This window comes from Sinomicrobium weinanense (assembly GCF_018863395.1).
Lineage (GTDB): Bacteria > Bacteroidota > Bacteroidia > Flavobacteriales > Flavobacteriaceae > Sinomicrobium > Sinomicrobium weinanense.
Map to the genome: position 1 here is coordinate 711,804 of NZ_JAHKRR010000001.1, position 15,071 is coordinate 726,874.

14 protein-coding genes are annotated in these 15,071 nt (G+C 43.4%); 9 read left to right on the plus strand and 5 right to left on the minus strand.

The features are described 5' to 3' along the window. Positions 1-146: 146 nt before the first annotated feature. The 4 genes from KN811_RS03130 to KN811_RS03145 all read right to left on the minus strand — a co-directional run bounded on the left by KN811_RS03130 (position 147) and on the right by KN811_RS03145 (position 6,545). Positions 147-1,613, minus strand: coding sequence for a TolC family protein (locus KN811_RS03130; RefSeq protein WP_187966660.1), 1,467 nt, complete (start codon positions 1,611-1,613; stop codon positions 147-149). Further along, positions 1,606-4,851: an efflux RND transporter permease subunit gene (locus KN811_RS03135; RefSeq protein WP_187966661.1), complete on the minus strand. Its 3,246-nt coding sequence runs from the start codon at positions 4,849-4,851 to the stop codon at positions 1,606-1,608. The genes KN811_RS03130 and KN811_RS03135 overlap by 8 nt, the downstream gene beginning before the upstream one ends. 24 nt (positions 4,852-4,875) lie before the next feature. Continuing rightward, positions 4,876-5,958, minus strand: coding sequence for an efflux RND transporter periplasmic adaptor subunit (locus KN811_RS03140; protein WP_187966672.1), 1,083 nt, complete (start codon positions 5,956-5,958; stop codon positions 4,876-4,878). 164 nt (positions 5,959-6,122) lie between these two features. Then, complete coding sequence (locus tag KN811_RS03145) at positions 6,123-6,545, minus strand: hypothetical protein (RefSeq protein WP_187966662.1); 423 nt, start codon at positions 6,543-6,545, stop codon at positions 6,123-6,125. A gap of 259 nt (positions 6,546-6,804) precedes the next feature. On the opposite strand from KN811_RS03145, the gene KN811_RS03150 reads away from it, so the two are divergent. The 9 genes from KN811_RS03150 to KN811_RS03190 all read left to right on the plus strand — a co-directional run bounded on the left by KN811_RS03150 (position 6,805) and on the right by KN811_RS03190 (position 14,689). Further along, on the plus strand, positions 6,805-7,380 hold the full coding sequence (locus KN811_RS03150; RefSeq protein ID WP_187966663.1) for an RNA polymerase sigma factor: 576 nt from the start codon (positions 6,805-6,807) through the stop codon (positions 7,378-7,380). Beyond that, entirely contained in the window at positions 7,377-7,571 is a 195-nt protein-coding gene (locus KN811_RS03155) for a hypothetical protein (RefSeq protein ID WP_223129415.1), read from the plus strand. The genes KN811_RS03150 and KN811_RS03155 overlap by 4 nt, the downstream gene beginning before the upstream one ends. A gap of 33 nt (positions 7,572-7,604) precedes the next feature. Beyond that, positions 7,605-8,429, plus strand: a complete 825-nt coding sequence (locus KN811_RS03160; RefSeq protein WP_187966664.1) for a mechanosensitive ion channel family protein — start codon at positions 7,605-7,607, stop codon at positions 8,427-8,429. Between the two features lie 272 nt (positions 8,430-8,701). Beyond that, the gene (locus KN811_RS03165) at positions 8,702-9,127 is read left to right on the plus strand and encodes a hypothetical protein (protein ID WP_187966665.1); all 426 of its coding nucleotides are present in this window, start codon (positions 8,702-8,704) and stop codon (positions 9,125-9,127) included. Positions 9,128-9,375: 248 nt separating this feature from the next. Beyond that, positions 9,376-10,347 carry a hypothetical protein gene (locus tag KN811_RS03170; protein ID WP_187966666.1) on the plus strand — a complete coding sequence of 324 codons (972 nt, stop codon included), beginning with the start codon at positions 9,376-9,378 and terminating at the stop codon, positions 10,345-10,347. A gap of 4 nt (positions 10,348-10,351) precedes the next feature. Next, positions 10,352-10,798, plus strand: a complete 447-nt coding sequence (locus tag KN811_RS03175; protein WP_216334658.1) for a hypothetical protein — start codon at positions 10,352-10,354, stop codon at positions 10,796-10,798. Between the two features lie 19 nt (positions 10,799-10,817). Beyond that, entirely contained in the window at positions 10,818-11,039 is a 222-nt protein-coding gene (locus KN811_RS03180; protein ID WP_187966668.1) for a hypothetical protein, read from the plus strand. Positions 11,040-11,205: 166 nt separating this feature from the next. Further along, positions 11,206-12,726 (plus strand): carboxypeptidase-like regulatory domain-containing protein, encoded by a 1,521-nt coding sequence (locus KN811_RS03185; RefSeq protein WP_187966669.1) that lies wholly within the window; start codon positions 11,206-11,208, stop codon positions 12,724-12,726. Positions 12,727-13,216: 490 nt separating this feature from the next. Continuing rightward, positions 13,217-14,689, plus strand: a complete 1,473-nt coding sequence (locus KN811_RS03190) for a Gfo/Idh/MocA family protein (protein ID WP_216334659.1) — start codon at positions 13,217-13,219, stop codon at positions 14,687-14,689. A gap of 92 nt (positions 14,690-14,781) precedes the next feature. Here KN811_RS03190 and KN811_RS03195 read toward each other — a convergent pair whose 3' ends face one another. After that, a complete protein-coding gene (locus tag KN811_RS03195) occupies positions 14,782-15,027 on the minus strand; it encodes a hypothetical protein (RefSeq protein ID WP_187966909.1) in 246 nt (81 codons plus the stop codon). Between the last annotated feature and the right edge of the window lie 44 nt (positions 15,028-15,071).

The window sequence follows — 15,071 nt, forward strand, 5'->3', positions numbered from 1 at the left end:
TAGTAAAAGAATGATTATAGGAACAGTGATAGTAGTTTGGTAATATCTAAAACAAATAGAAAAAGCCTTCAAAATCAAAAACTTTGAAGGCTTTTTCTAACTGCCCCGGCCTGTACCGTTCCGGGTTTTCTATAAAAACAACTCAGCTACGGCCTGGTGTTATTCGCCTGGTTCCATCCACCACCTAAGGCCCGGTAGATATTGACCATGGCGTTCATCTGCTGCATTTTGGTTTCGACAAGCTCAAATTTAGACTCCAGCGCATCGCGTTGGGTCATTAATACTTCCATATAATCGGCCCTGGCCGATTTAAAAAGGATATTTGAAATGGAGATCGAGCGGGTCAGGGCATCGACCTCCCGGGATTTCAGGTCGTAGCTCTTTTCGAGATTACCGATCTTTGCCAGTTGATTGGCCACTTCGATATAGGCATTCAACAGGGTGCGTTCGTAATTGTAAACGGCTTGTATTTGCCGGGCATTGGCACTGTAATAGGTGGCTTTGATCTCGTTCCTGTTGATGAGCGGGGCGGTGATGTCCCCGGCCAGGGAATACAACAGGGACTCGGGCGTTCTTAACAGGTATTTCGGGTTAAATGCCCGGTAACCGATGCTTGCGGAAATACCCAGGGAAGGGTAGAACCTGGCTTTGGCCACTTTAACATCGAGTTTTGTCGCGGCCAGCTCCAGTTCGGCCTGTTTTACGTCCGGGCGGTTTTCCAGCAATTCTGCCGGGAGCCCGGAGTGCACATGGTCGGGGACCAGGTCGGCAAAGGCTTCGGATTTTCGCTCAATAGGTTGCGGATACCGGCCTATGAGAAAGTTGATCCTGTTTTCCGTCTCGATGATCTCCTGCTGAATATCGTATTGAAGGCTCCTGGTGTGGAGTACTTCCGCTTCGAATTTACGCACTGCCAGTTCGTTGGCCCGCGCGGCCTGTTTCTGCAGTTTTACGATCTTCAGGGCATTGTTCTGGATCTCGATGTTCTGCTTTACGATGTTCAGCTGGTTGTCGAGCGCCAGCAATTCGTAATAAGAACCGGCGATCTCCGCGATGAGATTGGTGATCACGAAGTTCTTTCCTTCCACCGAAGACAGGTACCTGCTGATGGCTGCTTTTTTGGCATTGTGCAGCTTGTTCCATATATCCACCTCCCATGAGGCATAGGCACCTGCCATGTAATCGGGCAGGGGATCGGGCATTTCCCTTCCCGGTTTAATATCGGTGGTAGCTTCACTGGCACCCTGGCTGGTATACCGGGCCTTTTTGTCAAAACCCGCACCACCTTTAAGGCCTATAAAGGGCAGATATTCCCCTTTCCGTGCCCTGACCTCGTTCCTGGCGATCTCGAGTTCCTGCAGGGTGATGTTCAATTCCTGGTTGTTTTTCAGCGCTGTGTCTATCAGGGTGTCCAGGTACGGATCTGTAAAATAATCCTTCCATTTTATCCGGGCTGAATTTAAACTGTCTTTTGACTGACCTGCATACTGAACCGGAACCGTTGTGTCTTCCTGCACAGTTTTTAAAGTGGGGGCGCAGGAATACAGTGTAGCCAATGCAAAAATCCCAACCAAAGATGTTTTGCCATATTGTACTATATTGTTTTTATTCATCGTCTGATCTTTTCATTAATTTTTTCAAAACCTTATTCATTTTACGGATCCTGACCTGCAATTTGCTTTCTCCCTCGCTTATTCTCATAAACTCTTCCGAAACGGGCTCGGTGTCTTCATCCCTGATAAGTTCCTTTCCGTCTGACATTTTTGCAAAAACATAGTATAATCCCGGGATGACCAGCACCCCAAGTATGGTACCTATAAGCATTCCTCCCAGGGCAGAACCGCCTATGGTCCTGTTTCCTATGGCTCCGGCTCCGGTAGCCATAACCAGTGGAATTAATCCGGCAATAAAAGCAAATGAGGTCATCAGTATGGGCCTGAACCTTGCTTTGGCTCCTTCAATAGCGGCATCTATAATAGAAGAAGCTCCGTCCCTTCGCTTCTGAACGGCAAATTCAACGATCAACACGGCATTCTTACCCAAAAGGCCCGCGAGCATAATAACACCGATCTGTGCATACACGTCGTTTGCCAGCCCCATTAGCTTCAGCAACAGGAAAGAACCAAAGATACCTACGGGCAACGAAAGAATAACGGCCATCGGCAGCATGAAACTTTCGTATTGGGCCGCAAGCACGAGGTATACAAAAATGAGTACGACTGCAAAAATGTATATGGATTCATTTCCACGGGATGCTTCATCATAAGACAAGCCTTCCCAGGCAATATCATATCCTCTTGGCAGTGTTTGCTCTGCTACTTCCTTTATGGCGTTGATAGCGTCTCCGGAGGTATATCCGGGAGCCGGAAGCCCTCTGATGGATGCGGAATTATACAGGTTATACCGGGTGATCTCGTTAGGTCCCAGTTTCTTTTCCAGGGTCATAAAGGCAGAATAAGGCACCATTTCTCCCTCCTCATTTTTAACATAGAGTTTTTCCAGATCGGAAGGCATTCCCCTGTACTCCGGAGCTGCTTGTGTATATACTTTAAAGAACCTGCCGTATTTAATAAATCCCTGTTCGTAAGTACTACCGATCAGAATATTGAGGTTTTCCATGGCTTTTCCGATAGAAACCCCTTTCTGCATGGCCGCCTTGTTATTGATTTTCAATTCATACTGCGGATAATTTGCGGCAAAAAAGGTAAACAACCCGGTTATTTCCTTACGTTCCCGCAGCGCGTCCATGAAATTGTTGTTAATTTTTTCAAACTCCTTATAATCTGTATCGTTTGTTTTGTCAAGTAAACGCATGGAGAACCCCCCTGAAGACCCAAAACCGGGAACTGCAGGTGGTTCGAAATATTCTATAATAGCTCCGAGGTCTTTAGTCTCTTCTTCCAGCTCTTCCATAATCTCATGAACGCCGTGTTCGCGTTCCGACCAGGGTTTCAGGTTAATAAGACAGGTCCCCGCATTGGAGCCCCGTCCTTCGGTCATGATCTCATATCCGGCCAGTGAAGAAACCGATGCAACGCCTTCCGTTTCTTCACAGATCTTCTGCAGTTTCCTGGCCACTTCATTGGTCCGTTCCAATGTAGCTCCGGGAGGGGTCTGTATGATGGCGTAGATCATTCCCTGGTCTTCGTTTGGAATAAATCCTGCCGGTAATACCCGGTTTGTTAAAAAGATACCGACACAAAAGGCTATTAACATACCGAAGGTAATCACCCTTCGGTTCACGATTAATTTCAGGACGTTTACATATTTTCCTGTCAGTTTATCAAATTTGCCGTTAAACCAATCTATAAACCTGTCAACAGGGGATTTTTTCCTGGCCTTTCCGTGGTTATTCTTTAACAGCATGGCACATAATACCGGGGTAAGTGTAAGGGCTACGACTGCTGACAATATGATGGCCCCTGCCATGGTGATGGAGAATTGACGATAGAACACCCCGACAGGTCCCGTCATAAATGAAATAGGTATAAATACCGATACCATAACCAATGTAATGGCAACAATAGCGCCTCCTATCTCTCCTAATACGGCATAGGATGCCTTGTATGGCGAGAGGTTTTCTTCTTCCATTTTTACGTGTACCCCTTCCACAACCACAATGGCATTATCTACCACAATACCGATGGCCAGTACCAATGCAAAAAGCGTGATCAGGTTTATGGAAAGCCCGAACAGTTGCATAATAAAGAAGGTACCTATCAAAGATACCGGCACGGCTATAATGGGGATAATGGTAGAACGCCAATCTCCTAAAAACAGGAATACCACAATGGCCACAAGAATAAAGGCGTCTCTCAATGTATGTAATACCTGGTCTATGGAGGCATTCAGGAAGTTCGACACATCATAACCTATCTCGTATTCCACTCCCGGTGGTAACTCTTTTCCCAGTTCCTGCAATTTTGCTTTAACGGCTTTAATAACGTCACTACCGTTACTTCCAAAGGTTTGCTTTAGTACGATAGAGGCTGCCGGGCGGCCGTCTAAATTGGAATAGATATCGTAGAACTCGCTACCCAGTTCTACATCGGCTACATCCTTGAGTTTTAATATTTCGCCGTCTTCCTTGGCCCGGATAATAATATTCTTATAATCTTCGGGCTCATTATACCTTCCTTTATACACCAATACATATTCCAGGGCCTGTGTTTTCTTGCCCGAACTTCTTCCAAGCCGTCCCGGGCGGGCAATAATACTCTGCTCATCCATCGCTTCCAGAACTTCTTCGGCGGAGACTTTATACGCCCTCATACGGTCGGGCTTCAGCCAGACCCTCATGGCATATTTTCGGCTACCGAGTATTTTTGCACTGGCTATACCGTTTATACGTTGAATTTCCGGGACTATTTTAGTGTATGCATAGTTGTAAAGAAATTTTTCATCGTTATTTTTTTCTTTACTGGACAAATTCACATACATAAGCATACTGGGCTGCACAGGGGTGATAATAACTCCTTCCCGCTGTACGAGCTCCGGGAGTAAGGGCATCACCTGGTCCACCCGGGTCTTAACGCGAACTACGGCCTGGTTGGGATCGGTTCCGGGTTCGAAGATGATACGCAAAGTGCCTTCACCCGCACTTGTAGCATCTGAAGCTATATAACGCATGCCCTGAACACCATTTATAGATGTTTCCAAAGGAATGAGCGTTGATTTTACCAATACATCCGAACTGGCTCCGGGGTATGCTATAAAAATATTGACTGTTGTCGGGGCTATTTGCGGAAACTGTGATATGGGTAACTGCTTAATGGCCAATAAACCAACAAAAACTATGACGACCGATAAGACAATGGCCAATACCGGTCTCTTTATAAATTTAGCAAACATTTTACACTGTTTTATAGGTTTGAATTACTCTGCATACATCTCCAGGTTTGCTACCACTTCTTTCGGTTTTTCAACTTTATAAGCGATCTTTTCACCATCCTTCACCATCCGGATCCCTTCGAGTAATATGTTGTCGTTTACAGACAATCCTTTATCCACAATGAATAAATGTGGTAATTCTGCTTTTACGGAAATCTCCTTTTGCTTAACACGCCCATCATTACCGACTACAAAAACAAATTTTTTGCTCAGGATCTCAAAGGTTGCTTTTTGCGGTATGATCAATGCGTCCTTAAAAGGGACTTTCATAAGAATACTTCCGGTCTCACCATGTCTTAAAAGCCCTTTGGGATTGGGAAAAGTGGCACGGAAGGGAATATTTCCGGTTTCGTTGTCAAAATCAGCTTCTATGGTTTCTACCACTCCCGGTTGTTCAAAAATCCTGTTGTTGGCCATCAGGAGGTTAACAGCCGTTGAGTCGTCTTTTTCGGTCTGCGACATATAATCCAGGTATTCGGCTTCGGTGACATTGTAATACACCCACATTTTACTGTTGTCGGACATATTGGTCAGTAGTTCTCCCTCTTCGAGATAACTACCCTGTCTTACGTGAAAGCGGTCGATGATACCGTCAAACGGTGCCCTGATCTCTGTGAACTGCAAATGCACGCCCGACAGCGCCAGTTCTGCTTTTGCCTTGTCGAGCTTTGCCTTGGCCATGGCCAGTTCGTTCGGGGCCACGACATCGGTATCGGTAAGCGTTTTGGTGTTTTTGTATTCGATCTCGGCAAAATCGGCTTCGGCTTTCGCCTTTTGCAATTCGGCCTTGTATAATTTGGGCATGATACGGAACAACAATTGCCCTTTTTTAACAAACTGGCCTTCGTCTACATAGATATCCTGCAGATAGCCCCTTTCCTGTGCCCTGAGCTCAATGTGGCGTATGGAATGTACCTGGGCCACGTATTCTTTGGTGATCAGAGTGTCTTTTTTTAGCGGACTGGTAACGAGAAACTCCGTAGCTGCTTCTTTTTCTTTTTTACGGGGTTCGCAGCTTGTGTGGAAAAACAACGCACACAAACCTGCAAGCATGAGAATTTTCTTCATCATGATTCTGGTTTTAATAATGGTTTGGTAGATAAATTTTATGAAGTATGTGATATACAGCACAGCCAGGCATCCCTTTTAGCGTAGTGCCAAGGGCGTTTCTGTACATATATTATAAAGGGGGTGAAACAGGCAGGATGGCCTGCTCACCGGAATTTAAAAAATCATAATCTGAACACCCGGAACCTGATGTACAACGGGCAAAAAGCTGAAAACCGGACAAAATGCCTGCCGGTGAACAGGCTGTTCTTAATATAACGGAAGAAATGCCCGAAAGTCAGGGCATAAAAAAGAGCAGTAAGGCTGTTACTACTCTTCAGGTATTTTTTTACCGGTACAGGTTCGTATTCCTCTTCAATATTTTTTTCATGTGTTCTGTGCCGGCGCTTTTCTGAATCGGACGAATCGGAGTGGATATCAAAAGCCCTGTTGTTCTGAATGGCGTTGAAGCCGGCCACTCCCGGGGTGCCGATTGTTTGTGCAAAAGCGTAGTCAGTATACTTCTGTTGGTTATGGCCGTCTGGTTGACCATATCCGCTCAGTAAGAGTATACACAGTGATATGAAAAAATTGAATAGCAATTTCATCTTGGGCACCAAAACTAATAAATGCCAAATTTACAGACAAGAGGCAGATCGTTAAATAATGGTAAAATTTTTACACCATATGCTCCGTAAAAATACCAGAACTGGCCTCTTTTCTATTGTGCTGGTATAAGCTACTGTAATTAAATGAGTCATAATAAGATACCTTTTTTAAATAAAAAATAAATATTTTTGTAAATAATGTGACCTTAACGGTACATAATGTGTCTAACTTTAAAAAAGGATTGCCCCTGATCTGTCTATGAAGGAGAAAAACCGTAAAACGGATGTAGAGAACATCACGGATGAGGAACTTGTATCCCGGATAGTACAGGTAAACGATCCCCATCTGTTTGCGGCTCTTTATGACAGATATTCACGTACGGTATACAACAAGTGTCTTTCCTTTACCAAATCAAAAGAAGAGGCACAGGACCTGACGCACGATATTTTTGTGGTGCTTTTTGCAAAACTGAGAACATTTAAGGGACGGTCCCGGTTTTCGACCTGGCTGTATTCGTTCGTATATAATTTTTGTGTAAACTATATGCAGCGGAACCTGAACAAACGCAGACAGGTGTTTGTCGCCACTGAAGATTTTGCGGATGAAAGGGAAGAAGTGAATGACAATGAGATCCTTGGCCTGAGAGAAGAGAAGCTGGCACAGGTCTTACAAGAGATCAATCCGGATGATAAAATGATCCTCCTGATGAAATACCAGGACGATTTTTCTATAAAAGATATTACCGAGGCTCTGGAAATCGGAGAAAGTGCTGCAAAAATGCGTTTAAACCGGGCCAAACACCGCCTACTGGAGCTGTATAATAAAATGAATTGAAAAGAGCAGTGGAAAATCCATTTAAGAAAATAATACAAGACGAAGAACTGCCGGAATCTATCCGCGGAAAGGTCATGGATGATATTGCCCTGATAAAACTTTCACTGGATGTAGCAGACCTCGTAGCCGTTAAGTATCCGTTAACGGTGAATGAGCTGTTGAATATTAAGAACAAGCGAACTAAAAAATAACCCTCCTAATCTGGCAAAAAATTACCTGCAACTATGGGAAACGGCCTGGACCTCAATGTATTGAAAAGACTTTTTGACGAACTTTACGGGATACTTCCAAAAATTTTATGGACATTGTTGTTTCTGCTGCTGAGCTGGGTGGTTTACAAAGTGGTTGTAATTCTGGTAAAAAGCGCTTTAAAATTGACCAGAATAGATAAACTGTCTGCAAAGATCAACGAAGTTGAATTTTTAAAAAACTCTTCCTTTAAAATAGACCTGGTCAAAGTAGTACTGGCCTTTGTAAAATGGTTTGTGATCCTTATCCTTATCATTGTCGGCTCTGACATGCTGGGACTAACAGTAGTATCGACCGAAGCCAGCAGGTTAATAGCCTATTTACCGCAATTTTTCAGTGGCCTGGCTATTCTGGTCATAGGTGTAATTGTGGCCACTTTTCTCAAAAATACCGTACAGGGCATGCTCAAATCGTTCGACCTGAGCGGTTCCAAATCCATAGGATTGCTGGTTTTCTATGTGGTTGTCATCATTGCAGGCATAACAGCGCTGAACCAGATAGGGATCAATACCGATATCATTACCAACAACCTGCTCATCGTTTTGGGAGCATTCCTGGCAGCTTTAACCATTGCGCTGGGATTGGGCTCGAGAGATATTATTTACAGGCTCATACTCGGTTTCTATACCCGGAAGAATTTCGAAATAGGAATGCGGGTACGGATCGATGGGGTAGAAGGTGTCATCGTAATGATCGACAATATCAGTTTTGTGGTGGCAACAGGCGAGAAGAAAATAGTATATCCCATAAAGAGTGTTTCCAACCGGAAGGTGGAGATACTTGAGGGGGATGATGTGTAGTGGTTGCTCCGTAAATCCCAATAAATCTTTCCCGATTTTCAATCTAAAAATAAACTTTTCTGTATATCCGGGATTTAATTTCATTGTATTTTAAAATATTTTAGATTTTAAAACGTTGATATATAGAAAGTTTGTGTCGATACGAAATTTTTATTGTGACTTTTTGTGACTTTCCGTGTCAAAATAAATAGAACGGAAGAAGTTTTTGAGTGACCATGGTGTTCCCGCCCAAATTTGGGCGAAGCCATGACTTCTTCAAAAATTCGTGAAAAATGTTTGGATTTAAGAAAAGAGAGTTAACAGAGGACGAAAAATACATTAAAGAAATCGTATTGTATTTTTCAGAAAAGGAGAGTGTAAAAAAATTGATCTCCCCTATTTCCGACGAATATTTTCTTATGGACGATGAAAATCAGATCTATATTTGTCTGGGAAATGGAAGGTTTTCGCTTTCTAACCATAAATTTTTATATGAGAAGATCTTTAACCTGTCTTTTACCGAAGAACTCAAAAAACAGGTAAGGCACAGTATGGAAGCGGAAATGCAGGCTTTGAAAAAATCTTTGTTCAAGAACGAAACAAATCTCCTGCACAAAGTGCTGAACCTGGTGAATAATGCCAGAAAAGCACAGATCATAAGCCCCAACTTTAAAAATCAAAAAAGCACATTGAACGGAAAGGTTCAACAAACCGTTTAGTTTAGACAGGACAGATGGAAAAAGCGGGGATATTTCCCCGCTTTTTTATTGGCCCCGGTTGTGGTTTAAAATCCTGAAATTTGATCACAGTTCCTTTAGTTTATATAGGCTTAGACCACTAATACACGGATATTCATCCGGTACTGAAGTCCTTCAGGCATCCGTTTTTTTCGGTATCTTTGCATTGTTTTTCCGGTGAGGCTCCGACACCCGAACTACTGCATTTGTGATTTAACCCGGTTATTTACATGGGAAGGTACTTTATATATTTCTGGATTCTGTTCATCCTATATTTTATTTTCGCGCATCCCGCCATTATTTATTACAATACGGCTTCTGATGCATTTCTTGCACAGAGAGATGGCAAGGCGGCCCTGGCATATCTTGCACTGAGTGTATTGATGTGGGGATTTATCCTGTTTGTGTTACTACGGCTGATCTATAAGAATTCGTTTCTGGCAAAAAAGAATATACGCGACCTGATGCACGAAGGAGTAAGGATGGAAGCGGAGATCATTGAAGTAAAAAAACTGAAACCTGTACACCCGTCGGCGGAACGCAAGGCGCTGGTACTGGAGTTGCAAAACCTGGAAGGAGAAAAGGTGTGGCATAAAATGGAGGTCAACGATACGAGGCCCCGGCAAAACCGTTTTGTAGCAGGAAAACATATCTTTCTGCGGGTGGACCGTAAATTTAAAAAAAGGCCTTATGTGGTGCTCGACGGAACGAAAAGCCGCATCAATTATAAATTTTTTGTTTTGTGGCTCTTATTTGCCGCCGGACTGGGTTGGTATTACACATATGCCTACACTACCGAAAATAAAGGTTATGGATGGCGTTTTTTATCCCTGGATCATCCGCTTATCAGCTCGGCCGGGATGCTACTGCTCTTTGCGGGGATCTTTTATTTGGTTATTGTCAAGGTCATCTTTAAAAATGTGCCGGTAGGAAAAGAAGCGTTGCGGTTGAAGTTTACAGGGAGCAGAACGATGGCAAAGATATCGGATGTCTCTGAGACGGGAACTTATATAAACAACCAGCCAGAGGTCCGGTTTACGGTAAGGTTTGCAGATAAGAACGGGCAGGAGCATAAGGTAGTCATTAAGAGAATAGTTCCGCTTACAGAGATAGGCAGGGTAAACCTGAAAGAAAAGGAGATCTTTTATCTGCCCGGGGAACCTCATACAATAGCCTTTGCCCAGGATGTTAATTCCATTTGATGATATGAAAGGAAATGCCGTACTTAAAGCGTTCTGCTTGTTCGCCCTGTTGTGGAGTGTTGCTTCGTGCGAACAGTTTTCAAGATCTATTAAAGACACTTTAAAAAACAAGGAAGAGGACGGGCAGAAAACCGTAAACAGGAATACTCACGAAACGGATGCCGGAGAAAAAATCGGTTCCGGAAAAAAGGATACGGAAGAACCAAAGGTTAAGGAACCGCCGCTGCCCTTAACTGGTGACCCGGAAGCTCTAAAGGAGGCCGAGGAGTCCCTCAGAAACCTGCCGGAATTCAGGGGGAAAACCATATACGTACACAGGATCATTTATTTTTACGATGACGGAAGAATACATCTCCAGATACAAAACCCGGATAATCCGGAATATGCCGATATGTACCGTTATGGAGACGGACAATGGCAGGATGCCCAACCTGTAAGGCTTTCTGCGTGATAATATTGCCCGGGATCGTATGGAACTGGATAAGGTCCCTTTTGAGAATGCCTATAATGTATATAAGGTGCTGAAGGAAAAATATATGGAAATGGGAAGTACTTCCGATGATTATACATTTCATCTCCGGATACACAACGGATCTTTACGCTGGTATGCCCCCGATGTGAGTAACGAAAGGGTTTCTTATGCCCTGATATTAAACCCGGACGGTACTTTGAAGTCTGTGGTAAAGCACTGATTTCATACCGGAGGAGGGAAGTTTTAATACAGGCCGGAAGACTAAATGTAAAACCCTGTTAAATAACTCATCCGAACGTTAATTAGTGATAAAATCTTCTCAATAAAACATTAAATAACATATGATTTTCAACGGAATGCATTATTTTCAGGCTAAAATAAGCTCCATGAAGTTATTCTACTTAGTACTAGCCGTATTCATATGTGGTGTACCCCATACCGTGGCCCAGCGATCTGTTACAGCCAGGGTCATTGACAGCGCCAGTCAAAAACCGATCCCGTTCGCAACGGTCTCAGTGAACAAAAGTATCGGGGTCATAAGTTCGGAATCAGGCGATTTTACACTTCATCTTAAAGATCAATTAGATAAAGATGACTCTCTGTATATAAGTTGTTTAGGGTATAAAGAAAAGACAATTCAGCTTATAGGGTTTAAGGACTCTTTAATTGCTTTGAAGCCCAAGATCATCGAACTGGACGAGGTGTTCCTTTTGAATAAGAACTACACTGTGGATGAAATTATAGCACATGTCAAAGACAGCCTGGAAAAGAATTACGATTTCGATATGCTGAAACAAAAACTGTTTTTCAGAAAATCGGATTATTCCTATATCGACAAAAAAGAAGCTACTTTAACAAAGAGCAGCATTCCCGAATTTAACCAGGCCTTTGTCGATAGCCTGTTATATGCAGTACCCGATCGCAATTCGGACCATACGGAGTTCCTGGGCGAATTTTACGGGAAAGTAACCCCCGATGACCCGAATACCAAATTGCATATCATCAAAGCCTCCCGTTTATATGATAAGGACAACGAAATGTCTGTCAATGCACTGACCGATAAACTACAACGGATCATAAGGGCCCACGTGAAGCGCGATTCCTATTTTAAGGTCAAATCGGGATGGATCGGCACTAAGACAGAAATAGACTCCTCCCTGTTCGGAGACGATAAGGCCCGGGAAGCAGAAGCTGTGATCGAAGAACGCCAAAAACAGGAGGAGGAGCGGAAAAAGCAATTTCTTCAATATGAAAAACGGTCGCTTGCCAAACTGCAGCATCACAATTTTATCTTTAAAAAATCGGACCTCAATTTTATTCATAAAAACCGCAAATATGAGTTTAAGCTGGAAAATATAACCACCCTGCACGATTATATTGTATATAAGATCTCTTTCCAGCCCAGGCACGGGGCAGATTATAAAGGCACGCTTTATGTAAATGCCGATGATTTTGCAGTGATCCGGGCCGATTATGAAAATGTGAAACCGATCCAAAAATTCAGCCTTTTGGGTGTATCGTACAATGAACACCTTCAAGAAGGGACCCTGCTCTACGAAAAAAACAGCAGGGATAAATACGCGTTAAAGTATATCGAGGAAAAACACGGGCGAAAAGTAGGCTTTAAAAGGCCCATCAAGATCATTGAGAAAAACAAGCACGTAAAAGGCCGGCGCAAACAAAATGAGGTGGCAGGCGATGTTCATTTGATCCTCGGGTATAACGACAAAAGCGAAATGATCGTTTTTGAAAGCGATGTCATAAATGAATCGGATTTTGAGAGGTATAAAGAAGAGCCCGGTGTTGTTCCGCAATACTTGTCTGAATATGATCCTTCATTCTGGGAAGGATATAATATCATAGAACCCAATGCTGCCATTAAAGAATTTAAAAGTGTTGAGAATTAGGTTGATGGGTTAAGTACGACCGGCATTAGGTATACTACCAATGATATATTTTTCTCTGTGATTCTTTGCTCCCTCCATATTACGGCTTCAGTTTATCCTGAGTGAAATCGAAGGACTCGGCACAAGCGGGGAAGAGCTAAAGGCTCCCCTCGATGTATTTTTTGCCATGTACTAAACAGTTTCTTATAAAAAGAAAGGGAGGCTGTGATAACAATTCTTATTTTTCATGAATTTGTTCTTTAACACTTAATTTTTCCTAAAGATTAATGATAAAATTAAAACTATTTGTAATTTAAGGCGGTAATTGAAATCATCTCAATAAAGTTCATATAAGAAGGGAAGATCGACCCCGAAAGCATGAGGACCCGGACAGGACGGGGTCGGGACAGGATAAGGGAAAACTGGTGGCAGAGAAGGTGAAAACTGCTTCTGAAGCCATAAGAACAACAAGAAAAAAGTTTTAACCCAAATAATAAAAACAGTTTTAATTATGGAAGAAAAGAATGGCAAAAACCAATCCAAACCTTCAAATTCCAGGAGAAACTTTATTAAAAGTGCTTCTGTTGCCGCTGCCGGTTTTTATATCGTTCCCCGGCACGTTTTAGGAGGCCCCGGTTTTATTGCTCCGAGTGATAAATTGCTGATCGCCGGTGTAGGTGCCGGAGGTAAAGGTGGCGACGATATCCGGAAATTTGCAGCAGCAGGTAATGCAGAAATAGCATTCCTGTGCGATGTGGATGATCGTCAGGCCAAAAAGAACAGGGAATTATTCCCCAAAGCCAAATACTACAAAGACTGGAGGGAACTTTTCGATAAGGAAAGCAAACATTTTGATGCCGTTTCGGTAGGAACTCCCGATCATACACATGCCATCGTTGCATTTAACGCTATGAAAATGGGGAAACACGTTTACGTGCAAAAACCCCTGACTCACGATATTCATGAGGCTTATATGCTGGGTGTAGCCGCAAAAAAATACAAGGTTGTTACCCAAATGGGAGACCAGGGTTCTTCCAACGACGGGATCCGTATCCTGAAAGAATGGTATGAAGCCGGACTTATAGGAGAGGTTCACACGATCAATTGCTGGACCGACCGTCCCGTATGGCCACAAGGTATAAAATGGCCGGACCAGAAACCGCCCGTGCCTGCCGGCCTGGATTGGGACCTGTGGTTGGGGACAGCACCTTACAGGGAGTATGAAGATATGGTTGTACCGTTTAACTGGCGAGGCTGGTGGGATTACGGAACCGGGGCACTCGGAGATATGGCCTGCCATATCGTAGGGCCGGTATTTAAAGTTATGGAGTTAGGCTTCCCAACGGAAGTGAATTGCAGTGTCAGTACTCCTTATGTAGACAATTTCAAGGCCGGATACTTCCCCGATAGTGCCCCGCTTTCATCTTCTGTTCACTTTAAATACAAAGGGAAGAACGGAGAGGATATCAAACTGAACTGGATGGACGGAGGTATTCAGCCCGAGCGTCCGGAAGAACTAGGCCCCAACGAGATCATGGGAGGCCATAACGATCTGGGCAACGGTGTTATCTTTGAAGGGACCAAAGGAAAAATGATGTGTGGTGTTTATGGAGACGATGCACAATTGTTACCGACCAGCCGCACTCAGGAAGTCAATGTTCCTCAAAAGTACAAACGTATTCCCGGACAAGCCGAAGGCCATTATAAACAATGGGTAGATGCCTGTATTGCCGGTTACGGAAAACAGGAAGTAGACTCTCCTTTCGTCGAATATGCCGTGCCGCTTACACAGAGTATTTTAATGGGTAACCTGGCCATCCGAAGTTTCAATTACAGGAAAGAGGTCAATGGAAAGATCACTTACCCCGGAAGGGGCATAACCCTCGAATGGGATGGTGTAAACAGAAGGGTAACCAATTTTGAAGCCGCTAACCAATTCGTAAAACGCAATTACCGCGAAGGCTGGCCTGATCTGGAACTTTAAACCCGGACCGAAACAAACTTATATGGTCAAAAGAGCGGAATCGGGGAAGGCTTTAATGCTGTTATTTTCTGGTTCCGCTTTTTTTGCCCGTACTACTGCATGGATAATTTATTGATACGCATTTCGTATTCTTCCATCGCTGCACGGACCATATCTACATTGTCAGAAGCTCTCTGATGTGCCTGCTCCATGATTTCTTCGAGTTTGGGGTCCGGAGACTGAAACAGGTCTGTAATTACATGGTTTATTTTGTCTATACTGCTTTCCTGCGTGTTTTTAATATCTTCCAGCTTGGAAAGGATCTTTCGCATATGATCTAATTTATTCTCATCGCTCATAATATTTGTTTTTTGTTGAAAATATACAACTTATCCTACATTTT

Excerpts from the sequence above, each read along its gene's own strand:
- KN811_RS03130 (WP_187966660.1), bottom strand. The coding sequence starts at position 1,613 with ATGAATAAAAACAATATAGTACAATATGGCAAAACATCTTTGGTTGGG.
- KN811_RS03135 (WP_187966661.1), bottom strand. The coding sequence starts at position 4,851 with ATGTTTGCTAAATTTATAAAGAGACCGGTATTGGCCATTGTCTTATCG.
- KN811_RS03140 (WP_187966672.1), bottom strand. The coding sequence starts at position 5,958 with ATGAAGAAAATTCTCATGCTTGCAGGTTTGTGTGCGTTGTTTTTCCAC.
- KN811_RS03145 (WP_187966662.1), bottom strand. The coding sequence starts at position 6,545 with ATGAAATTGCTATTCAATTTTTTCATATCACTGTGTATACTCTTACTG.
- KN811_RS03150 (WP_187966663.1), top strand. The coding sequence starts at position 6,805 with ATGAAGGAGAAAAACCGTAAAACGGATGTAGAGAACATCACGGATGAG.
- KN811_RS03160 (WP_187966664.1), top strand. The coding sequence starts at position 7,605 with ATGGGAAACGGCCTGGACCTCAATGTATTGAAAAGACTTTTTGACGAA.
- KN811_RS03165 (WP_187966665.1), top strand. The coding sequence starts at position 8,702 with ATGTTTGGATTTAAGAAAAGAGAGTTAACAGAGGACGAAAAATACATT.
- KN811_RS03170 (WP_187966666.1), top strand. The coding sequence starts at position 9,376 with ATGGGAAGGTACTTTATATATTTCTGGATTCTGTTCATCCTATATTTT.
- KN811_RS03175 (WP_216334658.1), top strand. The coding sequence starts at position 10,352 with ATGAAAGGAAATGCCGTACTTAAAGCGTTCTGCTTGTTCGCCCTGTTG.
- KN811_RS03180 (WP_187966668.1), top strand. The coding sequence starts at position 10,818 with ATGGAACTGGATAAGGTCCCTTTTGAGAATGCCTATAATGTATATAAG.
- KN811_RS03185 (WP_187966669.1), top strand. The coding sequence starts at position 11,206 with ATGAAGTTATTCTACTTAGTACTAGCCGTATTCATATGTGGTGTACCC.
- KN811_RS03190 (WP_216334659.1), top strand. The coding sequence starts at position 13,217 with ATGGAAGAAAAGAATGGCAAAAACCAATCCAAACCTTCAAATTCCAGG.
- KN811_RS03195 (WP_187966909.1), bottom strand. The coding sequence starts at position 15,027 with ATGAGCGATGAGAATAAATTAGATCATATGCGAAAGATCCTTTCCAAG.